25 protein-coding genes and 1 riboswitch are annotated in these 23,513 nt (G+C 36.0%); of the genes, 16 read left to right on the forward strand and 9 right to left on the reverse strand.

Annotated features, from left to right (window positions below; all coding sequences use genetic code 11):
* Positions 1–110: 110 nt before the first annotated feature.
* Positions 111–1,166, forward strand: coding sequence for a diguanylate cyclase (locus ACQKNR_RS24925; RefSeq protein WP_427321567.1), 1,056 nt, complete (start codon positions 111–113; stop codon positions 1,164–1,166).
* An 84-nt stretch (positions 1,167–1,250) separates the two neighbouring features.
* Here the strand turns inward: ACQKNR_RS24925 and pdxK are convergent, their stop codons facing one another.
* Positions 1,251–2,075, reverse strand: coding sequence for a pyridoxine/pyridoxal/pyridoxamine kinase (gene pdxK / locus ACQKNR_RS24930; RefSeq protein WP_427321569.1), 825 nt, complete (start codon positions 2,073–2,075; stop codon positions 1,251–1,253).
* Between the two features lie 134 nt (positions 2,076–2,209).
* Between pdxK and ACQKNR_RS24935 the strand changes: the two genes are divergently transcribed.
* From ACQKNR_RS24935 to ACQKNR_RS24945, 3 genes are all read left to right on the forward strand, one after another.
* The gene (locus tag ACQKNR_RS24935) at positions 2,210–3,781 is read left to right on the forward strand and encodes a GAF domain-containing protein (protein WP_427321571.1); all 1,572 of its coding nucleotides are present in this window, start codon (positions 2,210–2,212) and stop codon (positions 3,779–3,781) included.
* 20 nt (positions 3,782–3,801) lie between these two features.
* Positions 3,802–4,449: a response regulator gene (locus tag ACQKNR_RS24940; protein ID WP_427321573.1), complete on the forward strand. Its 648-nt coding sequence runs from the start codon at positions 3,802–3,804 to the stop codon at positions 4,447–4,449.
* Between the two features lie 190 nt (positions 4,450–4,639).
* Positions 4,640–5,266, forward strand: coding sequence for an FMN-dependent NADH-azoreductase (locus ACQKNR_RS24945; RefSeq protein WP_427321575.1), 627 nt, complete (start codon positions 4,640–4,642; stop codon positions 5,264–5,266).
* A 59-nt stretch (positions 5,267–5,325) separates the two neighbouring features.
* On the opposite strand, the gene ACQKNR_RS24950 is transcribed toward ACQKNR_RS24945, so the two are convergent.
* Positions 5,326–5,997, reverse strand: a complete 672-nt coding sequence (locus tag ACQKNR_RS24950; RefSeq protein ID WP_427321577.1) for a transcriptional regulator YeiL — start codon at positions 5,995–5,997, stop codon at positions 5,326–5,328.
* Between the two features lie 107 nt (positions 5,998–6,104).
* Between ACQKNR_RS24950 and ACQKNR_RS24955 the strand changes: the two genes are divergently transcribed.
* Positions 6,105–6,800, forward strand: coding sequence for a YjjG family noncanonical pyrimidine nucleotidase (locus ACQKNR_RS24955; RefSeq protein ID WP_427321579.1), 696 nt, complete (start codon positions 6,105–6,107; stop codon positions 6,798–6,800).
* A 42-nt stretch (positions 6,801–6,842) separates the two neighbouring features.
* Here ACQKNR_RS24955 and ACQKNR_RS24960 read toward each other — a convergent pair whose 3' ends face one another.
* Positions 6,843–8,075 (reverse strand): chloride channel protein, encoded by a 1,233-nt coding sequence (locus ACQKNR_RS24960; RefSeq protein WP_427321581.1) that lies wholly within the window; start codon positions 8,073–8,075, stop codon positions 6,843–6,845.
* A 373-nt stretch (positions 8,076–8,448) separates the two neighbouring features.
* A riboswitch (SAM riboswitch) is annotated at positions 8,449–8,553 on the forward strand.
* A gap of 145 nt (positions 8,554–8,698) precedes the next feature.
* On the opposite strand from ACQKNR_RS24960, the gene ACQKNR_RS24965 reads away from it, so the two are divergent.
* From ACQKNR_RS24965 to ACQKNR_RS24975, 3 genes are all read left to right on the forward strand, one after another.
* A complete protein-coding gene (locus tag ACQKNR_RS24965) occupies positions 8,699–9,997 on the forward strand; it encodes a bifunctional O-acetylhomoserine aminocarboxypropyltransferase/cysteine synthase (protein WP_427321583.1) in 1,299 nt (432 codons plus the stop codon).
* Positions 9,981–10,886: a homoserine O-acetyltransferase MetA gene (gene metA / locus ACQKNR_RS24970; protein ID WP_427321585.1), complete on the forward strand. Its 906-nt coding sequence runs from the start codon at positions 9,981–9,983 to the stop codon at positions 10,884–10,886. Before ACQKNR_RS24965 ends, metA begins: the two co-directional genes overlap by 17 nt.
* A gap of 296 nt (positions 10,887–11,182) precedes the next feature.
* Positions 11,183–12,478, forward strand: coding sequence for a homoserine dehydrogenase (locus ACQKNR_RS24975; RefSeq protein ID WP_427321587.1), 1,296 nt, complete (start codon positions 11,183–11,185; stop codon positions 12,476–12,478).
* 30 nt (positions 12,479–12,508) lie between these two features.
* On the opposite strand, the gene ACQKNR_RS24980 is transcribed toward ACQKNR_RS24975, so the two are convergent.
* Positions 12,509–13,135 carry a YczE/YyaS/YitT family protein gene (locus ACQKNR_RS24980; RefSeq protein WP_427321589.1) on the reverse strand — a complete coding sequence of 209 codons (627 nt, stop codon included), beginning with the start codon at positions 13,133–13,135 and terminating at the stop codon, positions 12,509–12,511.
* Positions 13,136–13,232: 97 nt separating this feature from the next.
* Here ACQKNR_RS24980 and ACQKNR_RS24985 point away from each other — a divergent pair, with 97 nt between their 5' ends.
* Genes ACQKNR_RS24985 through ACQKNR_RS25005 form a run of 5 tightly spaced genes read left to right on the forward strand, consistent with a single transcriptional unit; the run spans position 13,233 to position 17,698 of the window.
* Positions 13,233–14,210 carry a LacI family DNA-binding transcriptional regulator gene (locus tag ACQKNR_RS24985; protein WP_427321591.1) on the forward strand — a complete coding sequence of 326 codons (978 nt, stop codon included), beginning with the start codon at positions 13,233–13,235 and terminating at the stop codon, positions 14,208–14,210.
* Positions 14,211–14,220: 10 nt separating this feature from the next.
* Entirely contained in the window at positions 14,221–15,102 is an 882-nt protein-coding gene (locus tag ACQKNR_RS24990; RefSeq protein ID WP_427321593.1) for an SGNH/GDSL hydrolase family protein, read from the forward strand.
* Complete coding sequence (locus ACQKNR_RS24995; protein ID WP_427321595.1) at positions 15,099–16,016, forward strand: ABC transporter ATP-binding protein; 918 nt, start codon at positions 15,099–15,101, stop codon at positions 16,014–16,016. Before ACQKNR_RS24990 ends, ACQKNR_RS24995 begins: the two co-directional genes overlap by 4 nt.
* A complete protein-coding gene (locus ACQKNR_RS25000; protein WP_071710833.1) occupies positions 16,009–17,001 on the forward strand; it encodes an ABC transporter permease subunit in 993 nt (330 codons plus the stop codon). Before ACQKNR_RS24995 ends, ACQKNR_RS25000 begins: the two co-directional genes overlap by 8 nt.
* Before the next feature lie 19 nt (positions 17,002–17,020).
* Positions 17,021–17,698 carry a uracil-DNA glycosylase gene (locus ACQKNR_RS25005; RefSeq protein ID WP_427321598.1) on the forward strand — a complete coding sequence of 226 codons (678 nt, stop codon included), beginning with the start codon at positions 17,021–17,023 and terminating at the stop codon, positions 17,696–17,698.
* Between the two features lie 38 nt (positions 17,699–17,736).
* On the opposite strand, the gene ACQKNR_RS25010 is transcribed toward ACQKNR_RS25005, so the two are convergent.
* The 3 genes from ACQKNR_RS25010 to ACQKNR_RS25020 all read right to left on the reverse strand — a co-directional run bounded on the left by ACQKNR_RS25010 (position 17,737) and on the right by ACQKNR_RS25020 (position 20,699).
* Positions 17,737–18,027, reverse strand: a complete 291-nt coding sequence (locus tag ACQKNR_RS25010) for a DUF3817 domain-containing protein (protein WP_427321600.1) — start codon at positions 18,025–18,027, stop codon at positions 17,737–17,739.
* A 209-nt stretch (positions 18,028–18,236) separates the two neighbouring features.
* The gene (locus tag ACQKNR_RS25015; protein ID WP_427321602.1) at positions 18,237–19,058 is read right to left on the reverse strand and encodes a Cof-type HAD-IIB family hydrolase; all 822 of its coding nucleotides are present in this window, start codon (positions 19,056–19,058) and stop codon (positions 18,237–18,239) included.
* 357 nt (positions 19,059–19,415) lie between these two features.
* Complete coding sequence (locus tag ACQKNR_RS25020) at positions 19,416–20,699, reverse strand: purine/pyrimidine permease (RefSeq protein ID WP_427321604.1); 1,284 nt, start codon at positions 20,697–20,699, stop codon at positions 19,416–19,418.
* 95 nt (positions 20,700–20,794) lie between these two features.
* Here ACQKNR_RS25020 and ACQKNR_RS25025 point away from each other — a divergent pair, with 95 nt between their 5' ends.
* From ACQKNR_RS25025 to ACQKNR_RS25035, 3 genes are all read left to right on the forward strand, one after another.
* Positions 20,795–21,787 (forward strand): potassium channel family protein, encoded by a 993-nt coding sequence (locus ACQKNR_RS25025; protein WP_427321654.1) that lies wholly within the window; start codon positions 20,795–20,797, stop codon positions 21,785–21,787.
* Between the two features lie 6 nt (positions 21,788–21,793).
* Positions 21,794–22,081, forward strand: coding sequence for a YwdI family protein (locus tag ACQKNR_RS25030; RefSeq protein ID WP_427321606.1), 288 nt, complete (start codon positions 21,794–21,796; stop codon positions 22,079–22,081).
* A gap of 64 nt (positions 22,082–22,145) precedes the next feature.
* Positions 22,146–22,514, forward strand: a complete 369-nt coding sequence (locus ACQKNR_RS25035; RefSeq protein ID WP_002174422.1) for a DUF423 domain-containing protein — start codon at positions 22,146–22,148, stop codon at positions 22,512–22,514.
* Positions 22,515–22,543: 29 nt separating this feature from the next.
* Here ACQKNR_RS25035 and gerQ read toward each other — a convergent pair whose 3' ends face one another.
* Positions 22,544–22,987, reverse strand: a complete 444-nt coding sequence (gene gerQ, locus ACQKNR_RS25040) for a spore coat protein GerQ (protein ID WP_427321608.1) — start codon at positions 22,985–22,987, stop codon at positions 22,544–22,546.
* A 27-nt stretch (positions 22,988–23,014) separates the two neighbouring features.
* Positions 23,015–23,437, reverse strand: coding sequence for a cell wall hydrolase CwlJ (cwlJ, locus tag ACQKNR_RS25045; protein WP_427321610.1), 423 nt, complete (start codon positions 23,435–23,437; stop codon positions 23,015–23,017).
* Between the last annotated feature and the right edge of the window lie 76 nt (positions 23,438–23,513).

Raw genomic sequence — 23,513 nt, forward strand, 5'->3', positions numbered from 1 at the left:
CTGTTTCACGTGGAACAGCAAAAAATAAATAAAAATATTTAGGAATTATAGGCATTTCGTATACAATAAAATAAGGAAAGGGATAGATGGAAAAGTAGGGAGATTATTTTATGTTAAGGGATCTATTTGTAAACACAACAATTATTCTTTCCTTTATCTTTATTGGAGGTCAGCTTTTAAGAGATAAACCATTAAAAGAAGGATTCTCTTTTTGGCAAAAATGTGTAGTAGGTATTTTTACTGGAATATTAAGTATACTGTTGATGCATTTTGGTGTACATATTGAAGATATTATGTTGGATCTACGTTATCTAGCTGTTATTTTGGCAATTATAATTGGAGGTCCGATAGCTAGTAGTATAACAGTTATTGTTATTTTAATCACTCGGCTAGTTTTTACTGAGTACTCTTTAGCTTCTGAATTGGCTTGTTATACTATTGTATTGATAGGTATTGGAATTATCTTTATTTGGCGGATGAAAGTTTCTATATTTACAAAATGGATAGGGTTTAATGTGTATAGTTTATCTATTTTTATAGTACCGCTTTCCGTTTTATTCAAGGATATATCTATAGTGGCATTATATTTAGTTTGTAGTAGTGTCGCAGCATATATCACATTTATAAGCGCAAATTATGTATTGCAATCCAATGAATTATTTCAAACGATGAAGCAATACGCAACGATAGATGCATTGACAGGTCTAGGAAACGTAAGGCAGTTTGATTTAGAGATGAATCGTCATATTAGTAATAAGCGTATGAAAAATGATTCACTTTGTTTACTACTTATAGATATTGATCACTTTAAGCATGTAAATGATACGTATGGACATCCTGCAGGAGACGAAGTGTTAAAACAAGTAGGGCGTATTTTACGAGAAATTTCAACATTTCCGGATTTGGCTTTTCGAAAGGGTGGAGAGGAGTTTGCGCTTTTGATACCGAAGAAGGGAATAGCTTATGGAATTCGTATGGGGGAACAAATTCGTACAGCTGTTGAAAAACATTCATTTCAATTGTTAGATGGAACAAAAATAAAAATTACGGTTTCAGTAGGAATTTCAGAGTATGAAGAATCACCAGAGCAATTTATTCAAGCAGCTGATGACGCATTATATTACTCAAAAAGAAATGGTAGAAATCAGGTCAGTTCTGCATCTTAAAGGTAAGATGACCAGAAGACATAAGCTTATTAAAAAACACCCACAGAGGCAATGTATGAACTCTGTGGGTGTTTTATTTATATATTAGACAAGTTCATTCGATGCAACGAATTTACGATATGCACCATGATGAGTTGGACCTACGTATTCGTTAATTTTGAATGAGTAACGAATAGCAGCTGTGATAAATTCTTTAGCAGTTTTTATTGCTTCTTTCACAGGTTTTCCTTTTGCGAGTTCTGCTGTAATTGCAGCAGAATATGTACAACCTGCGCCGTGTGTATTTGTAGTATTAATTTTTTCCGATTCTAGAAGATCAAATGTTTCTCCATCATATAGGACGTCGATTGCAGTTTCCGTACCAAGTTTGCTACCGCCTTTAATTAGGACGTATTTAGCACCTAAAGCATGGATTTTCTTCGCTGCTTCTTTCATGTCCTCAAGGGAATTAATTTTCACACCACTTAATTGGTAAGCTTCAAATAAGTTTGGTGTTACAACTAATGCTTTTGGAACAAGAACGTCACGTAAGCAATCGTTCGTTTCAGGATGTAATGCTTCATCTGCACCTTTACATACCATAACAGGGTCAACTACTACATTTTTGAAATTGTGCTTTTCAATTGTATCCGCAACCATTTCAATAATTTCTACAGATCCAAGCATACCTGTTTTTAAAGCATCTACTCCAACGCCTTCAATTGTTGTTTCTAATTGTGGTTTTAATGTAGAAGCTGGAATTGGGAATACGTTATGTGCCCAACCGTTATGTGGATCCATTGTTACGATAGTCGTAAGAGATGTCATTCCGTATACGCCAAGTTCTTGGAATGTTTTTAAATCTGCTTGTATACCAGCACCGCCACTTGTATCAGAACCAGCGATTGTAAGTGCTTTATTTAATGTCATTATGAAAGCCCCCTCAAGTGATATAATGAAAACTATGTTTTCACCATTATATCAATGTTACGAATAAGTACAAAGTGAAAAGTAGATGATTTATTTTAGAAGCGATTTAAAATCTTGTATGTAGGAGACTGAGTATGTTCCGAGATAATCGTACAAATGAATTAGTTATATTAAAAGAAATTGCGGAAACGCTAAATACATCAAATGATACATATCATGTATTGCAAGCAGTCTTAGAAAAATTGCTAAGTGTCACAGGCTTGACGACAGGATGGATTTTTCTTGCAGATGAAAATGGGAAGTATACGAAGTTGATCGATTACCAGTTACCAGAGGCACTTACATATGAAAACAAACGCCCAATGTGTGAAGGTGAGTGTTGGTGTTTACGAGGTTTTGTAGATGGAAAATTAGAGCGAGCTGTTAATATTATTGAATGTAAAAGAATTAATAATGCAATTGAATACAATTGGGGAGATACAGAGGGCGTTCTTCATCATGCTACGGTTCCTTTAAAAGCGGGAGGAGAAAAGTTTGGTGTATTAAATGTGGCGAGCCCAGGTAAAACACATTTTTCAGAAGAAGAATTAGTATTGCTTCAAGCCGTTGCGTTCCAAATTGGGACGGCCTTAAAACGAACAAAATTATATGAAAATGAAAAGCGAAGAGCACATTATTATGTGAAATTGGAACGTTTTATTCAATCGTTAAAAACGATTCATAAGTTTAATGTATTACCTGAAAAAGTTGTAAATCATGTAGGTGAAGTATTTCAATGGAATCAAGTGGCGTTTTTTATTAGGGAAGAAAAAGAATTATCTTTGCGGGCGTCTTATAGCCAGGAAGAGTTACAAGAGGATGTCAAAGAAGCAGCAAAGAAGGCATTAGAAAAAGATGAGCCTGTTTTATTAAAACGCCAAATTGGTCATATCGTACATCCAAATCGAGCTGTTATTGCTACGCCAATACACATTCAAAATCATATATTTGGTGTTTTATGTGTGAATTCAAATAATGGAGAGTTTGATGTTAATACAATCGATGTAATTCAGGCACTATCGAATCATATTTCGTTAATAATAGAGAATTTAAGATTAAATGAGCAGCGCCGTGAACTTGTACGAATGGAAGAAAGAAATCGATTAGCAAGAGATTTACATGACTCTGTTTCACAAAAATTATTTTCATTAACATTCATGACGAAAGGCGCTGAGGCAGTTTTAAAAGGTCAAAATGAGAAGGTAGATCAATCCCTGTATGAGATGCGTGAATTAGCACAAGGTGCTTTAAAAGAAATGAGGACGTTAATTTGGCAGCTCCGTCCGGCAGGATTAGAGAAAGGTTTATTACCAGCTTTAAAGCAGTACGGTGAAAACTTAGGATTGAAAATTAGGGAACAAGTTACGGGGGTTCGTGACTTACCCCGTGTAGTAGAAGAAGCATTGTGGCGCATTGGACAGGAAGCGCTAAACAATGTAAGTAAGCATGCAGGTGTAAAGGAAGCGACGATTTATTTTAAAGTGACTGAGAAAAATGTATCATTAGAAATAGTGGATCGAGGCAATGGATTTATAGAAAAGGATATAGAAGAGAAGAAGTCACTCGGCATGACGACGATGCGTGAAAGGGTAGAGTTGATTGGTGGAACAATTAAAATTGTAAGTGAAAAAAAACGAACGAGTATAAAGGTAAATGTACCATTATGATGTGAAAATGAGGGAAGTTTGTGAAAATAAAAGTATTGTTAGTTGACGATCATACAGTTGTTTTAAAAGGATTAGCATTTTTCTTAAGTACACAAGAAGACTTAGAGTTAGTCGGAGAAGCAAATAACGGGAAAGAGGCTTTAGAAAAAGTAGGAGAGACAAATCCTGATGTTGTACTCATGGATTTATATATGCCTGAAATGGATGGTGTTGAAGCAACAGCTTGTATAAAACAAGAATATCCAAATGTGAAAGTAATTGTACTAACTAGCTTTTCTGATCAGGCGCATGTTTTACCTGCATTAAAAGCAGGAGCAAGTGGGTATATTTTAAAAGATGTAGAACCAGATCAACTTGTTGAAGCGATTCGAAGCGCTTATAAAGGGAATATTCAATTACATCCCGATATTGCAAGCGCACTCCTCTCTCAAACATTGCCCCAAGAAGAGAAAGAAGAGGAAAATGTCGTTCATATAGATGTACTAACAGCGAGAGAAAATGAAGTGTTACAATTGTTAGCAAAAGGAATGAGCAATAAAGAAATTGCTTCTGTTTTAGTTATTACAGAAAAAACGGTTAAGGCGCATGTAAGTAGTATTTTGAGTAAATTAAACTTATCCGATCGTACGCAAGCTGCATTATATGCAGTGAAAAATGGGATTGTATAAGACGAAAGTCGTAAGACCTAGTTCGCCTTTAGAAGGTGGACTTTTTTTATGGAAAAATACGTCTATGTGAGGACGAAATTGTCTTGATATAAAGATAAAATAAGTTTGTAAGCAACAAAACAACAATTATAAGGGTTACCTTTTTTAAAGCATATAACAATGTAAGAGTGAGTATTAGGAGGAAAAAATAATGGCAACAGTTTTATTCGTAAAAGCAAACAATCGCCCAGCGGAACAAGCAGTTAGTGTGAAATTATACGAGGCATTTTTAGCAAACTATAAAGAAGCACATCCAAATGATACAGTAGTAGAACTTGATTTATATAAAGAAGAATTACCATATGTAGGCGTAGACATGATTAATGGTACATTCAAAGCAGGTAAAGGATTTGACTTAACAGAAGAAGAGGCAAAAGCGGTAGCAGTTGCTGATAAGTATTTAAACCAATTTCTAGAAGCTGATAAAGTTGTTTTCGGTTTCCCATTATGGAACTTAACGATTCCAGCGGTACTGCACACATATATTGATTATTTAAACCGTGCTGGTAAAACATTTACGTATACGCCAGAAGGTCCAGTCGGTCTAATCGGAGATAAGAAAATTGCATTATTAAACGCACGCGGCGGTGTATATTCTGAAGGTCCAGCAGCTGAAGTAGAAATGGCTGTTAAATATGTAGCAAGCATGATGGGCTTCTTCGGCGCAACAAATATGGAAACTGTAGTTATTGAAGGACATAACCAATTCCCAGATAAAGCGGAAGAGATCATTACAGCAGGTCTTGAAGAAGCAGCTAAAGTAGCAAGCAAATTTTAATTAAAATTATAATCGTCACTCAAAGAAACAGCATTAGCGTTTATGTTAATGCTGTTTCTTTATATTTTTAGCTCTTCAGCAAGTTTTTCTAATTGATTTCGATCTTGTATATAATATGTTCGGCCTTCTTTTTTTAAATAATTTTGCTGGCAAAACTGGTTTAATACATATAAAAGATGGCGGTAGCTGACGTTTAAGTATTCCGAAGCCTCAGTATGTTTTTCCGTATAACAATTATTTTGTTCTGTTAATAGGATAAACGCAGCTAATCGATTTTCAAAAGGATAACTGTAGTTTTTTGCATAATTTTCCGTCCTTGTAATCGTCTTTTTACCAATAAATTTGCATAAATGTTGTAAAAAAGTTGCGTCCTGTAATAAGAGTTGATGACAATCCTTAAGAGGAAGTGCCAAGCAAACACAATCTTCTAGCACTTCAATAGCTTTCGTAATACCTTCTACACCTATTAATCCTAACTCCCCGATAAAAGATGGTGCCTGAATAAAGTTAATTAAGGACACTTTCCCATTTTTATGACTCATATATATTTTTGCTTTTCCAGAAATTAAGTAATAGAGATAAGGGAGATCGTTTCCCTCGTTACATATCATCTCTTTCTTATGAAAAGAGTGCAGTTCTACATATGGTAAGACATGAAAAGAAAAAAGAGTATGGAATTGGTGACTTTGTATGTGTTGATAAATTTCTTCCTCATTTTTGCTGATTTTCATATTTTCACCCCTGTTTATAGTATGAGATATCTCCTATTATTTTTACAAGAAAGAATGATACGATTTATTTAAATTTGTTTTTGTAGAAAAGAGAGTGTGAGAGGTTTATGAAAAAATATAAAACATTGTTATTTGATGTAGATGATACATTACTAGATTTCCAAAAGGCTGAGAAAATCGCTTTGCGGATGCTTTTTGAAGAGAAGGGTATTTTTTTAACAAATGAGATAGAAGCTCGTTATAAAAAAATAAATAAAGGTCTTTGGGATGCTTTTGAAAAAGGTGAACTAGCGCGAAATGAAGTCGTAAATACACGATTCTCCATTTTGTTTAAAGAGTATGGGGAAGAAGTCGATGGGATACTATTCGAAAATAATTATCGTAGCTACTTAGAAGAAGGGAATCAACTCATACAAGGTGCGTTTGAATTTATAAATCAAATTCAAAATGAGTATGATTTGTATATAGTGACAAACGGTGTTTCTAAGACGCAAGATAAACGTTTACGTAATGCAGGGTTACATTCCTTGTTTAAAGGTATTTTTGTTTCTGAAGATACAGGTTTTCAAAAGCCGATGAAAGAGTATTTTGATTATGTTTTTGAGAGGATTCCTAATTTTTTTCCTGAAGAAGGGCTTATTATTGGGGACTCGTTAAGTGCTGATATTAAAGGTGGATATGTAGCGGGAATTGATACTTGTTGGTTTAACCCAGAAAAGAAATTAAATGATAGTGGGATTGTACCGACATATGAAGTGCATAATTTTGAAGAATTATACGCTCTATTAAAGCAGCATGTGTAATAAAAAAATGGGCAGTGGAGTTTTCGCCCCCACTGCCTATTTTTATTCATTTGTAGTTTCGTTACGTTTAGGAAGCGGAAATGCATTACCAATCGCTGCTGCCCCAAGCATTGGTAATAGTAAATTAAGCGGGAAAAACATAAGTAATAGCAATGTTATAGCTATTGGTTTTCTTAGCGCATAGCTTGAAATTGCTGTCGTTACGATGGCCACAGATGCTATTGGATCTATAGGGAGAATAGAAGCCATAGCGTATCCAATACTTGATCCGGAAAATATGATTGGGAAAATATGCCCGCCACGCCAACCTGTATTTAAACAAACGGCAGTAATGCATAATTTTAAAATGCCTGAAAGAAGTAATACCCAAAAAGATAAATGGCTCCATTCAACTACTAATTCTTTTAATTGGTGTTCCCCTGAAAATAATGTATACGGGAGAACTGTTCCCGCAATTCCTAATAAAATGCCACCAATAATTCCAAGTGTAAGTTTGTATTCCGTAAAAGGATGAATGAGCTTCTCTAATGTAAATTCTAATTTGAAATAAAAGAAACCAACTATAGCACCGATACTAGCAAGCGGGAGAAATGCGATCCATTCATTGAAAGAAAGTGAACCTTCTCCAAAATCAACAATAAAGGATCCGCGATTATCGAGTTTACTCAGTAGTAAATAAACAGAAAAACCTGCAAAAGTAGTAGTTAAGTATACAATTGCTTTTTTTCCTTTAGAAAATTCGTTAATTTGCTCACCCTCATTTTCATTTGGAGCTAAGAAACCGAATAATGGTGCATTAAAAATGACACTTAAAGTAGCACCAATTCCAACCTCTGTTAGTTCATTCATTCCCTTTAAAGCAAATTTAAAACGATCACCAACCCATGTGCAAAGTCCGCCAATAATTCCAACAAGTGCGGCTTCTGGACCGAGACTAGCTCCAAATATTAAAACAATAATCGCAGTTAAAGTAGCCTGATGGACAAAACGGTATTCAATTCTACCTGTTTTTTTATATTCACCCATTACCTCTGGCATGAGGCGTGGATATGTACCGAAGTATTTTTGTGATAAACCAACAAGGGTACCACCGATTATTGTTACACAAAGGGTGTAATAAGGGGGAGAAGAGAAAACGTTAGGTAAGTATCCCCAAATAAAGTGGATTCCGATATTTATCGTAACTAAAAATAGCCAGACTGTAGCACCTACTATGGACCCTAGAAGAATGCCATATAAGACGATTATATAGTGCATGTCTTTTGTATTTGTCATGTTATACCTCCATTATGTAAGAAAGGATTAAATATGCTAGTGCAAAATGAATGGAATATGTATAGTATCTTTTTGAGTGGGTGGCTTATTCAACATCTAGTATGCTTTTGTGAAAATTTGAATCTAGATATTAACTTACTTAATTCTATAGACTAATTTGAGTTTTTTAAAGGTCTTTTTTGAAAGGGAATGGAATATATTTCTTTTGTTATTTTGTATGAAACTATTAATATTTATCCCGCTATTTGCGGGCTAATAATCAGTGGGCGATGGACAAAACCCCATTAACTAAAGTTTTACTTTAATTTAGAACATTCAGAAAAACTATTTGACATTAGGAAATTATTGCTATAAAATCAACGGTAATTGCATAGTCTTATCAAGAAAAGGTGGAGGGACAGGCCCGATGAAACCTTGGCAACAGCCGTATAACGGAATTGTGCCAAATCCTGCAGGTAATAATCCTGAGAGATAAGAAAGAGCCCTTAGAGCGTGTTTTCAAACTGCTCCTTTCTTGTTTTCAGGAAAGGGGCAGTTTTTTATTTTGCATAAAGTGAAACTTTAATCAGTGGGGGTTTTGTCCATCCCCACAAATAGCGGGATAAAAGAAAGGAGAATGAGAGATGGGAGAATCATGGGGAAAAGGAACAATTTGTGTGCAAGGTGGCTATACACCAAAGAATGGTGAGCCGCGCGTTTTGCCACTTTATCAAAGTACAACGTATAAATACGATACTTCAGATGATTTAGCAGCACTATTTAATTTAGAGGCAGAGGGATATATATATACGCGTATTGGAAATCCTACTCTAGCTGCATTTGAGCAAAAGCTAGCGGAATTAGAAGGCGGTGTAGGAGCGGTTGCAACGGCTTCTGGGCAGGCAGCTATTATGCTAGCAGTTTTAAATATTTGTAGTAGCGGGGATCATTTGCTTTGTTCTTCAACAGTTTATGGAGGAACTTTTAATTTATTTGGGGTAAGTTTGCGTAAGCTTGGCATTAATGTTACGTTCTTTAATCCAAATTTAACAGCTGATGAAATTGTAGCACTTGCCAACGATAAGACGAAGCTCATTTATGCAGAATCGTTAGGAAATCCAGCAATGAACGTTTTAAATTTTAAAGAATTTTCAGCTGCAGCAAAAGAATTAGAGGTACCTTTTATCGTTGATAATACGTTAGCGACTCCTTATTTATGCCAAGCGTTTGAACATGGAGCTAATATCATTGTCCATTCAACGACGAAATATATCGATGGTCATGCAAGTTCTTTAGGCGGCGTTGTAATTGACGGGGGAAACTTTGATTGGACGAATGGAAAATATCCTGAGCTTGTCGAACCGGATCCAAGTTATCACGGCGTAAGTTATATCCAAAATTTTGGAGCAGCAGCTTATATTGTGAAAGCACGTGTTCAGTTATTAAGAGACTATGGAAACTGTATGAGCCCATTCAATGCATATATTAGCAATATTGGCTTAGAAACATTGCATTTACGAATGGAGCGTCATAGTGAAAATGCTCTCGCAGTTGCTAAGTGGCTTGCTAATCATGAACGTATTGAATGGGTGAATTATCCGGGATTAGATAGTAATGAAAATTACCCCTTAGCACAAAAGTATTTGAAAAAAGGTGCTAGTGGTGTTTTAACATTTGGTATTAAAGGAGGATTAGAAGCGGCAAAAGAATTTATCGCAAATGTGAAACTAGCGACGCTCGTAACACATGTAGCTGATGCAAGAACTTGCGTTATACATCCTGCTAGTACGACGCATAGACAATTAAGTGCTGAAGATCAGCGTTTAGCTGGTGTGACATCTGATTTAATCCGTTTATCGGTTGGTATAGAAGATGTTTCTGATATTATTGCAGATTTAGCTGCAGCGTTAGTCGGAGGCAAACAACATGCCGATCATAATTGATAAAGATTTACCAGCTCGCAAAGTACTGCAAGAAGAAAATATTTTTGTAATGACGAAGGAGCGAGCAGAAACACAAGATATACGTGCTTTGAAAATTGCTATTTTAAATTTAATGCCCACAAAACAAGAGACAGAAGCTCAATTGCTTCGTTTAATTGGAAATACACCGTTGCAACTAGATGTTCATTTACTTCACATGGAATCACATTTATCTCGCAATGTAGCACAGGAGCATTTAACGAGTTTCTATAAAACATTTCGTGATATTGAAGATGAGAAATTCGATGGACTCATTATTACTGGAGCGCCAGTGGAGACACTCTCTTTTGAAGAAGTAGATTATTGGGAAGAGCTTAAACGTATTATGGAGTATTCAAAAACGAATGTAACGTCTACGCTTCATATTTGCTGGGGGGCACAGGCTGGTTTGTATTATCATTATGGTGTTCCAAAGTATCCTCTTAAGAAGAAAATGTTCGGTGTATTTGAGCATGAAGTCTGCGAGCAACACGTGAAACTGTTACAGGGATTTGATGAATTGTTTTTTGCTCCGCATTCTCGTCATACAGAAGTACGAGAGAGTGATATTAGAGAGGTGAAAGAATTAACACTATTAGCAAATTCTAAAGAAGCTGGTGTTCATCTTGTTATTGGTCAAGAAGGAAGGCAAGTTTTCGCTCTCGGACATAGCGAATATAGTTGTGATACGTTAAAAGAAGAATACAAAAGAGATCGTCAAAAAGGGTTAAATATTGATGTGCCAAAAAATTATTTTAAATATAATAATCCAGATGAGAAGCCGCTTGTTAGGTGGAGAAGTCATGGAAATCTATTATTCTCTAATTGGTTGAATTATTACGTGTATCAAGAAACCCCTTATATATTGTAAATAAAGTGAAACTTTAATCAGTGGGGGTTTTGTCCCTCCCCCACCGATTATTAGTTGAACCAATCGGGCAGTTACGGGCAGCTGATCTCCCCACCTAACTTCCTCACATTCGCCGAATTTTGAGGTGGGAGTCTTATACTACCCGTTAACGCGGGAGAAAGATTGTGTAACACGTGGCACCGTTTTCTTTGTAAAGATTACCTTTTGTTTTTCCGAATGTTCAAAATATATTGTTTTTCAGGTTTTTTACTCATATAATTTCATCTAAACACAATTTTTGAGGGGTGGACAGTATTATGAAAGAAATTCAAGTTGGATTATTAGGTCTTGGGACAGTGGGTAGTGGGGTAGTTCGTATTATTACAGATCATCAAGAACGACTTATACACCAAGTAGGTTGTCCAGTGAAGGTAACGAAAGTATTGGTACAAAACATTGAGAAAGAGAGGGAGGTCGAGGTGCCTTCTACTCTATTAACACAAAATGCAAATGAAATTTTGGATAATCCAAATATTGATGTTGTCATCGAAGTGATGGGTGGCATTGATGATGCAAAATCATACATTTTACAAGCTTTAAAAAGTGGAAAGCACGTTGTGACTGCAAATAAAGATTTAATGGCGTTACACGGAGCGGAACTCTTAGCGGTAGCAAAGGATAATCAGGCTGATCTATTTTATGAAGCAAGTGTGGCCGGAGGAATTCCGATTTTACGGAGCATCGTAGAGGGACTTTCTTCAGATCTTATTACAAAGGTAATGGGAATTGTAAATGGAACGACAAATTTTATTTTGACGAAAATGTCAGACGAAGGGAGAGCATATAACGACGTGTTAAAAGAAGCCCAGCAGCTTGGATTTGCAGAAGCAGATCCAACATCAGATGTAGAAGGTTTAGATGCAGCAAGAAAGATGACGATTTTGGCTACTCTCGGGTTCTCTACAAATGTAGAGCTTGGAGATGTGAAGGTAAAAGGGATTACTTCTATTACAGAAGAAGATATTGAATATAGTAAGAGTTTAGGATACACAATTAAATTAATTGGTCTTGCAAAGCGAGATGGTGAAAAATTAGAGGTTACAGTTGAACCGACTTTACTTCCAAATACTCATCCTCTTGCGGCAGTTCAAAATGAATATAATGCTGTATATGTGTATGGTGAAGCGGTAGGGGAAACGATGTTTTATGGACCAGGTGCAGGGAGCTTACCGACAGCCACAGCGGTTGTTTCAGATCTTGTTGCTGTAATGCAAAATATTAGATTAGGTGTAAACGGAAATAGTGCGGTATCTCCGCAGTATAAAAAAGTATTAAAAGAGCCAGATGAAATTATCGTGAAAAAGTTTTTAAGACTTCATGTGAAAGACGAAATTGGTGTATTTGCAAAGATTACATCATTGTTCTCTGAGCGTGGTGTTAGTTTTGAAAAGATTATTCAAATGCCACTTGAAGAGAAAGGGAAAGCAGAAATTGTAATTGTAACGCATCGTGCTTCTCTTGCGGATTACGAGTACATTCTACATACATTGCAAGGGTATGAAGAAATTGATTGTGTTAAAGCAAATTATCGAATTGAAGGAGATGCTAAGTAGTATCTCTTATAATAAAATAGAAAGAGCCTATTAAGTAGCTTGTTTAATAGGCTCTTTTCTATTTAAAATCTGCGTACCAATTTGAATAAATGCTTGAATAATCCAACCTGTTGTAAAGGACAAGATAATTGTTCCAAAATAGATGGGTCCATCTAATAAGAAGCTTAATGTTAAAAATAAAAATGCTAATGAAATTTCCGTTCTTCTAAATGTCCATTTCTTTTTCTCGGCAACAGTTAAAACGAAGGCTTCTTGAGGTGCTGCACAAAGATTTGTAGAGACATAAAGGCCAATGCCGGCCCCGACGAATAGATTTCCACAAATAAGTGTTATATATTTTGGAAGAGAGCGGATAGCGTCCATAATAGTTGTGATGGAACCAATCCAATCAACAAAAAGAGAAATAAGGATCATCGTTACAATTGTGCCAATGGTAATTTGTTTTTTATTCCAAAAGAGTACGATAAGTGTAAATGCAAAATTAATCATGAAAATCCAAAAACCAATACTTATCCCAAAATTTTGATATAGTGCAATAAAGAAGGAATCATAAGGGCTAAGTCCAAAGGAAGTAATTGTCGTCATCATATTAATACCGATGGAGAGAATGAGTAAACCACCAATGAAAAAAATATATTCTAATTTGAATCGAAGCATAGTTGTATATCCTTTCTAAATGTATTTGCTAGGAAAGGATATATTGTGGAAAGCTTACCAGGTCAAGTGAGAATTTTTGCGAGAAGGGGAGAATGGAATGACGAATATAAGGAAGATTGCTGAACTCGCTGGGGTATCTGTTTCAACCGTTTCACGTGTACTTAATAATCATCCGTACGTAAATGAACAGAAACGAAAAGAAATTTTAGCGATTATAGAGGAATTAAATTATACACAAAATGTGAATGCGATTCATTTAGTGAAAGGTAAAACGAATATAATTGGCGTTCTATTGCCGCACGTAAATGATCAATATTATAGCGCTATTATTGAGGGCATATCAAAGGAAACCGCAAAGAAAAATTATAATATGATGCTTTGTCAGACGAACTATAGTGAGGAAAGAGAACTAGAAATTTTGAATATGTTAAAAATGAAAAAACTTGATGGAGTTATTATATGTTCCCGGGCAAATAGTAAGGAAAAACTTGAAGAATATACAAAGTTTGGCCCAATTGTTATGTGTGAAGAGATAGATTCGAAATTCATTTCAAGTGTGCACATTGATTACTATAAAGTTTTTTCACGCGGCATGAAAAGCTTAATAGATGCCGGTCATACACGTATTGGATATTGTATTGGAAGAAGTAATAGTATTAATAGCCAAAGACGAAAAAAAGCGTATGAAGATTCGCTTCAACAGATTAACGTAACATCGTTAGAGACCTGGAAGTTTAAAGGTTGTTTTACGGTGGAAGATGGACGTAATGTAGTCAGGGAGTGGGCTTGTATGCCTGTGAAACCAACGGCGTTCCTTGTATCTTGTAACCATATTGCTGCGGGAATGGTAACAGAAGCGAAAAAACAAGGAATTCGAATTCCAGAAGATATTACGATTATCGGATGTGATGATCAAGAGGTGGCAGATATATTAGGTATAACAACGATTTCGCACCCTAGTAAAAATGTCGGGATAAAAGCGTTTGAATTATTATATGAAAAGATTAATGAAGAGAAATTAGATGTGAAGCATGAAGAGTTATTACCAGAGTTAATAGATAGAGAAACGACGTAATTGAGAAGGTGTGAAAATCGCTTTTCAAAATTTCGTTTGGTATAATTATGGACAATCTATGAGGGCTAAAAGGGGTTTTGATATGAGATCAAAAGTGGTAAAAGTAATTCTACTCATTACAATTGCATCTTTTTGTTTATTTGCATATGGCTTTGTTTCAGGTGTAAATGATGTATTAAATCCGAAAGCTTCAAATTTAATTAAGAAAACCGATGTAGTGGCAAAAGAGAAAAAGAAAACTGGAATGTTACAAATCGTTAGTTTAGGCGATTCGTTAACGCGCGGCGTTGGTGATAAAGAAGGAATTGGCTATATTGGACGAATGAAAGAAGATTTACAAAAAGATTATAAGCAAAAGGTTGCATTAACAAACTTGGCAGTGAGTGGTGCGAAAATGCCTGACTTATTAAAACAAATTGAGAGTAGTGGTGCTCAATATTCAATTAAGCAAGCAGATGTAATCGTTTTAACAATTGGAGGAAATGATTTATTCCCAGGATGGGAATCGCTTGGGAAAATAGATTTAGAGACGTATCGCCCTGATACGGAAACATTTCAAAATGAAGCGAAGAAAATTATAGAAGAAATTCGTAAATTAAATACGGATAGCCCTATTTTTTGGCTCGGTTTATACAATCCTTTTGAAGACGTAGAAGATTTAAAAGGGTCTTCAAACATTGTTGTAGATTGGAATGCATCTTTAGAAAAATTAGCGCTAAACGATAAAAATGTGTATATTACACCGACATTTGATTTATTCCAAAACCGTGGAAAAGATTTATTATACTCTGATCATTTCCATCCGAATGAAGTAGGGTATACATATATGGCAGAAAGATTAGTTCAAAATGTTGCAAGTAAATTAAAACTAGAACAAGGAGGGGTAAAATGACGACGATACTTTCCGTACGAGACGTGAAGAAGGTAATTGGAAAGAAGACACTTGTAGAGAAGATTTCATTTGATGTGAAGCAAGGAGAAGTGTTTGGCTTTTTAGGACCAAACGGGGCCGGGAAAACGACAACGATTCGAATGTTAGTCGGGTTGATTAAAGCGACAGAGGGTACCATTTCTATCGGTGGTTATTCGATTAAGGAAAATTTCAGAGAAGCGATGCGTCAAATTGGAAGTATCGTTGAAAACCCGGAGCTGTATACATATTTAACGGGGTGGGAAAATTTAAAACAATTCGCTCGTATGCTTGGTGGTATATCAGATGAACGTATTATTGAAATTTCAAAAATGGTTCATTTGGATGAAAGAATTCACGATAAGGTAAAAACGTACTCACTCGGTATGAAGCAGCGCCTCGGAATTGCACAAGCGCTTCTTGGGAATCCTAAATTACTCATATTAGATGAGCCAACAAATGGTTTAGATCCAGCTGGGATTCGTGAACTTAGGGAATTTATACATAAGCTTGTAAAAGAAGAAAATATGAGTGTGTTTATTTCGAGTCACCTACTAAGTGAAGTGCAAATGATATGCGACCGCGTTGCTATTATTCATAAAGGAAAAATGATAACCGTTGCACCGATTGAAGAATTGATTAAAACAGCGAGTGATCGTGTGGAGTGGATTGTTACACCAATTTCCAAAGCGAAAGATATGTTAGATCATGCTGAAGAAGTAAGAGAAGTGAGTATAGAAGGTGAGCGGTTGCTATGTCGCATGGATATTGCAACTATAAGTAGTTGGAATAAACACTTTGTAGAAAATGGGATAGATGTGCATAGCGTTAAGGAACTTGTGTTTACACTAGAGGATTTATTTATTGAACTCACAAGGGGTGAGCAATATGCGTGAATTTGCGAATCTAGTTTTAAATGAATCGGAAAAAATTTATCGTAAGAAACGTATTTTTGTTGTCATGCTTATTTTAGCAATCTTGATTCCACTTTTTGTGTATGCGCAGTATCGTGAAATAGAAACAACACAAAAAAGGCTTGGTACGACTGATTGGAAAGTATCATTGCAGCAGCAAATTGTTGATTCTCAAAACCGTTTGAACAATTCCAGATTGCCAGAAGAATGGCGTGATTGGCTCAAAGTACGGGTAGAACAGCAACAATATTATTTAGATCATGATATTAACCCGATGGCACCAGGGGCACCGACATTTGTAAGGGCATTTATTGAACAAGGAATTACATTGTTTATTCCGCTTCTTGTAATGATTGTCGCCATTGACATTGTTTCGGGTGAGAGAAGTGATGGAACGATGAAAATGTTGCTGACAAGGCCGATAAGGCGATGGAAAATACTTCTCAGTAAATATGTGACGATGTTATTTTTTATTTCTCTCATATTACTCCTTGTTGGTGTATTTGCTTACGTATTATCGGGGCTTGTATTTGGGTACTCGGGATGGAATTTACCTGTGTTAACAGGATTCGTCATTGATAAGGAAACGTTAAATACGAATTTTGTACATCTTATTCCGCAGTGGCAATACATCTTAATGGCATACGGATTAGCTTGGTTTGTTGCTATCGTTGTTGGAACTATATCATTTATGGTTTCTGTTTTAATTCGTAATACACCAGCTGGTATGGGCGTCATGTTAGCAGCGTTAATTGCAGGTGGCATTTTAAGTTCATTCGCAACGTCTTGGGAAGGTGCGAAATATATTTTTAGTGTGAACTTATCGTTAACGGATTATTTATCAGGAAAATTACCTGCATTACAAGGTTTATCAATGGGATTTTCTTTAATGAATTTAACGGTTTGGGCAGTTGTTTCTCTTATCATTTCATTTGTAGTATTTACAAAGCAGGATATGGTGAATTAATTGGACAGGAAGTGAAGGCATGGAAAATGTTTTAAAGAATGATTGGGGACCGTTATTGGCACCAGAATTTGAGAAAGAATATTATCAATCATTAGCTGTTTTTTTAAAAGAAGAGTATGAGACGCATGTGATTTATCCAAAGAAAGAAGATATATTTAATGCTCTAGAGTATACAAGTTATGAAAATACAAAGGTTGTTATTTTAGGGCAAGATCCGTATCATGGACCGAATCAAGCGCATGGCTTAAGTTTTTCTGTGCAACCGGGTGTCAAAACACCACCGTCGTTGTTAAATATGTATAAAGAACTTCGAGATGAATATGGTTATGAAATTCCGAATAACGGTTATTTAGTAAAATGGGCAGAGCAAGGAGTATTGTTATTAAATACAGTATTAACAGTTCGACAAGGTGAAGCCAATTCTCATAAAGGAAAAGGATGGGAGCATTTTACGGATCGTGTCATTGAGCTATTAAATGAACGTGAAAAGCCAGTTGTTTTCATATTGTGGGGACGTCACGCACAGGCGAAGAAAAAGTTAATTACGAATACGAATCATCATATTATCGAGTCTGTACATCCAAGTCCATTATCAGCAAGACGTGGTTTCTTTGGTAGTAAGCCATACTCTAAAGTAAATACAATTTTAGCTAATATGGGTGAAAAAGAAATTGATTGGGAAATTCCAAATTTGTAAATAGAAAAGGTAGTTAACCATTGTTAACTACCTTTTTATTATTGCTCGTTCTTTAATTTTGCGTCGAGTACAAAAGTACCAAATGGGATAACTGATGCAACAAGTGCGCCAAGTGCCCATAAAATTGATTTACGGTGTACGATTGTTACTTGAATTACCGCGAAGATGAATAGTATGAATAAAACACCATGAGCCATACCTGTAATTTTAACAGCTGTTGCAAACCCCGCGAAATATTTTAACGGCATTGCTACAAATAATAGTATTAGGAAAGAAATCCCCTCAATTAAGCCGATTGCTCTTAATCGTCCGATTGGTGTAGATAACATGAAATAGCCTCCTTTAACGTATGCTTGTATATAGTAAATTTGTATTCTTTTTCAAAATGAAATAGTCTATTTTGTTCCATTATATACAAAAAGAAAGTTTACACTACGAGAATAGTGCAAAGTTCAAAATATAGTCACAAAAGCATGGCAATTTAAACAAAAACCTATTTGAAGTATTTGACTTCAAATAGGTTTTATGAATGAAAATATTAAACAAGCACTTCCGTTTTTAAAACGAATTTCTCTACAACTTTTGCAACGCCATCGTTCATATTTGTATCTGTAACATAGTTTGCAATTTCTTTAATATCATCTGGTGCATTTCCCATTGCAACGCCAAGTCCAGCAAATTCAATCATTGCTTGGTCGTTATAGCTATCGCCCATTGCGATAACTTCTTCGCGTTTAATACCAAGTTTTTGGATTAGTTGATTTAGACTTGTTCCTTTTGTAACACCAGCTTCAGTAAATTCTAAGAAGAATGGTTTAGAGCGCATAACACTTAATTGACCTTCTAGTTGTTTTTGTAGTTTCTTTTCTACTTCAACAAGGCGTTCAGCTTCTTTATTCATTAATACTTTTACTACAGGCTCTTTAACAGCAGCTTTAAAATCATCTACTACAACAATTGGCATACCAGTAATTTCGCCCTCAATTTCAGTATAAGGATTATTTTCTTCGGTTACGATATCATCACCAATATAAGTATGAATCCATACATTTTCAGTTTTACTAATTTCAAATAGGTTGTGAACGATTTCAGGAGATAGTGTACTACTAAAGATTTCTTCATTTGTTTTACAGTTAATAATTTTTGCGCCGTTAAAAGACAGAATGAAACTGCCGTATTCTTCTAAACGAAGTTCTTTTGCTACATTGCGCATACCAAACGTCGGACGTCCAGAAGCCAGTACAACTTTTACTCCTTGTTCTTGCGCAGTCATTAAAGCTTCTTTCGTGCGAGGTGAAATAGTATGGTCATCACGTAATAAAGTATCATCTAAATCTAAAACAATCATTTTATAAGTCATATAGAAAGTTCCTCTCTTTGTCGAAATAGAAATAAATTTTTATGAAGGTATTGGGGAAATATATGGTAAGACATCGAACCTCTTTGCGTGAAGTTAAGAGAAGTTCTACATTGTTAGTATAAATTATCATGAGCGTGTTGCCCATGATAATTTATACCGCTATTTGTGGGCAGTAAGACTCCCACCTCAAAATTCAGCTGGAGCAAAGAAGTTAGGTGGGAGTCGGGCTGCCCGTAAACGCCCGATTGGTTCAACTAATAATCAGTGGGATGAACAAAACCCCCACTGATTAAAGTATCGCTTTATCATTATCGTAACAACTCTAAAGGTAGAGTGCAATAATGGAAGTTTTCCAATTTACGATAGTTGTTTTTCGTTAGAACGAGAAAATAGTATTTCCAGTAAGATAGCCATTACAGATCCAAGAACGAGACCGTTACTTAAAAATGATGCTAGAAATGGTGGGAGTGTAGAAAATGCTCCTGCTGGAACGAACATAACTCCAATTCCTGTGAAAATGGAAAGGCCAGCTACTTTAAATAATCGCTCTTTATTTTGTACAGTATCGTATTCACGGAAAGCGAGACCAATCATACTTGCAAATACAGGATAAATAGCAGCATATCCGACTGCAACTGGAATTGCTGCAAAGAATGAAGTGATCTTTGGGAATATACTAACGGCAATAATAAAGGTTGATCCTAATATAAATGGGAGACGTTTATAAATATTAGTCGTAGCAATAAATCCTGCCGATCCAGAAATGGCAACAGGTCCAATAGCCGAAAATAAACCGCCTAGCAATTGGTTGATTCCCGTTATAATGCCGGCTTGCCTGAAGCGATCTGGAGCTGCAGCATCTTCGTATTTAGAAACAACCTTTTGTACAACACGAATACTTGCTAACATATTTGTTAGAAGTAAGAGTGTAACGAAACCGACTGTAATTGCCATGTTCCATTCCACGCGAGGCATTCCAAAAACAAATAGAGATGGAAGACGGATTATGTCCGTTACAGGTGTTACTGGATTGGATAATCCGAAGCATGCGAATAATATCCAGCCACAGACGATACTGAAAAGAACGGAATATTGTCCAATAATAGGTAGCTTCATGATGAAAAAGGATAGTAAAATAACAATAAGTGAAAGAATAAATACGTCAGCTTGAACTTCTGTATGTTTTCCGTCAAGGCCAAACATTCCTTTTAGGAAGGAGCCACTAAGTTGTGCGACAAGAAGAAATAAATATGTTCCAATAACTGTCGGTGTAAAATAGCGAACGAGTTTATCGATAAGTCCAAAAACGCTAAGAATAATGCAAATGATACCACTTAATAGGAAGGCGTATTGAAGGACTTTAAGCGTTTCAGTGTTTGATCCAAATAATACGACACCTAAACTTGCATAAAGGGAGAAAATTCCCCACCAAAGGCCTGCAGGACCTTCTTGAATAGGAAGTTTATGTCCAAATATAGCTTGCAATAGACCAGCAAAGCCAAGAACAAATAATGTTCTTTGTACAAATGCGATAGCCTCAGCACCATCAAGGCCGTAACTAGTTGCAACACTAATTGGTACAATAAGACTTCCAGCTAAAATAAATAGTGCCCATTGTAAGGCGGAAAGAAATGTCTTCATTATATCAACCTCTTTCATAGATTCCGTTTCTAGTATATACGTATTTCATTTCCACTGGCAAAGATTGTAGATAGAGAAAAGAGTTGAAACATGTTATGGATGCACGTAAACAATTATGGATAGCAGTTATATGTATGACTTTTGTTGTAATTCTAGGAACACTTGGATTTATGACAATTGAAGAGATTAGTTTGTTTCAAGCATTTTGGATGACGATGATTACTGTATTAACCGTTGGATATGGAGATGCGATTCCGGTAACGCAGGCGGGAAAAGTATTTGCGCTCCTTATTATTCCTGTTGGCGTTGGCATTGTTACGTATGCAATTGGGGTAGTGGCAGCGATGATTATTGAAGGGAATTTATTTCATGCAGTACGGAGGAAGAAGATGGATAAACAAATAGCACAGTTACAAAATCATATTATAGTATGTGGTTGCGGTAGAGTTGGGCTTCAAGTTGTACATGAATTACAGGAAAAGAAAATTCCATTTGTTGTCGTGGATAAAGATGAAAATATATTAGGGCAGGAAAAACTTTTATATGTACATGGAGATGCAACGGAGGACCAAGTATTACTTAACGCTGGGATTTCGAAGGCGGCCGGTCTAGTTGCTATTGTAGCAAATGATGCTGAAAATGTATTTATTACATTAACGGCAAGAGGATTGAACGATGCAATTAGAATTGTAGCAAGAGCTGAAAAGTCAGAAACAGAAGAGAAATTAAGACGCGCCGGTGCAGATAAAGTGATTAATCCATCTAGTATGGCAGGAATTCATATCGCAAAGGGCATTGCGAATCCGCTAACAGTTCATTATATTGATACAGTATTGTATGGAGTAGAGCAGTCATTTGTCATTGAAGAAATTTTAGTTGGCCAAGATTCTATATTAGTCGGTAAATCATTATTAGAGAGTGATGTGAGGAATCAGTTTGATGTAACGATATTAGCGATTTCAAGAGATGGGAATATTATACATAATCCAACAGGGCAGGAAAAATTGCAAGAACGTGATATGATAATAGTATTTGGTTCCGTAGAGAAACTGGGACAATTTGAAAAAGAACTACAAAGTATGAGGTGATAAGGAATGCAAATATCTAGCGGCAAGATTTTAAATAAAATGGCGAATGAAATTGCAAAGGCAAAAAGTAGTGAAGGACAACAATCAAAAGAGCATGTATTAGTTGTGCGTGCATTATGTGATTTATTATTAGATGAACAAGTTGAGTCGCATATGTATAGAGAACCACAAGTTCAAACACAAATAATCGGATCTCAGCCTATGACAACAGTTCAACCAGCTATTCCAGTTTCTGGAGAAAAAGTATATATAAAAGAAAATGATGCAAACGGTAATTCTTTATTTGATTTTTAAAAGAAAAATCGTTTGGCTTACATGCAAAAATTGCTTATGATAAAGGTAAAAAAGGGGAATTAAGATGAAAATTTTCTTTTTACTAGGTTGTATTGCAGCGGGACTATCTGTTGCGTTAGGCGCTTTCGGAGCACATGGTTTAGAAAATAAAGTGTCTGCCAAAATGTTAGAGGTTTGGAAGACAGGTGTTACATATCAAATGTTTCATGCAGGAGGATTATTCGTAGTTGCGTTATTAATGGATAAGATTCAATCATCGCTTTTAAGCACTGCGGGTTGGCTTATGGTAGCCGGGATTATTATGTTTTCAGGCAGTCTTTATGCATTAAGTACAACAGGTATTAAATTCTTTGGCCCAATTACTCCTCTTGGTGGCGTAGCATTTATTGTGGCGTGGATTTTAGTAGGAACTGCAGTTGTAAAAGGATTATAAAAAACAAAAGCTGGCATATGCCAGCTTTTTTATGGTCTTGGAGCATAAGTTGCTTGTTGACTAGGTAAATACGTAATTTCTTCTGGAAACTCTACATAATCTAAGTAAATCATTAGTAGTAAATAACGTTTTCCAGATTGTGGCTCACTAATTACGATATGATCACGACCAGCGGCTTCGATAATACCTGTATAAGATTGTGTGCCAAGTGAGCTACCACGCTCATAAGTCATTACAATTGTAGCTTGCTTACCTTTGTTTAAACGAAGTATATTTTCAATATACGATTGTTCTAGAGGTAACATGCCTTGAGAAACTGCGTATTGGGCTTGCGCGGCTTGAACTGCTTGTTGTTGCATCGCTTGCTGCTGTTGCTGTTGTTGTTGTTGTGGAGTCATTTGTTGCGGTTGTACATAAGTTCCAGATGGTTGATAAAAACCTGTTCCGTAATATGGATTTTGTTGCTGTGCCATTCAAAAATCCCTCCTTATTTTCATTCTTCAATATACGCTTGGACAGTCTCCAGCAGATGGTTGGAAGAAGCAGTGCTTTTTAAAGCGACCAGAATTTTGCTGGTTATACCAAGTTGGCGGACAGGCACCTTCAGGCCTAAAGAACCATAAGGCAAAGTTAGCGGGCCAAAAACGTTGCCCTTGAATCGTCCGTCTTGCTAAAGCGATATCTTGCTCTCTCGCTCGCTGATAAAAATACCCTTTTTGAGTTGCCTCAAAACCACCAGGATTTTGATAAACCATTTGACGTAAATTTCGGACCTGTTTAAAATCTAAGCAATTTCCGCGGACACGATTTACCCCAACGTTTCCGACCATCAGCATCCCTTGTTGCCCTTCTCCTTCAGCTTCAGCACGCATAAGCCTAGCCAATAACTTTACATCTTCTTCTGTATGCGCAATAACACCCATTATGTGTCGCCTCTCTTTTGGAATCCTTTTTGGAAAGAGGTTTATTTCTAGATGAAGTGTGGAACAATTACTAGTT

It is taken from the genome of Bacillus sp. NPDC094077, assembly GCF_050279465.1.
Lineage (GTDB): Bacteria > Bacillota > Bacilli > Bacillales > Bacillaceae_G > Bacillus_A.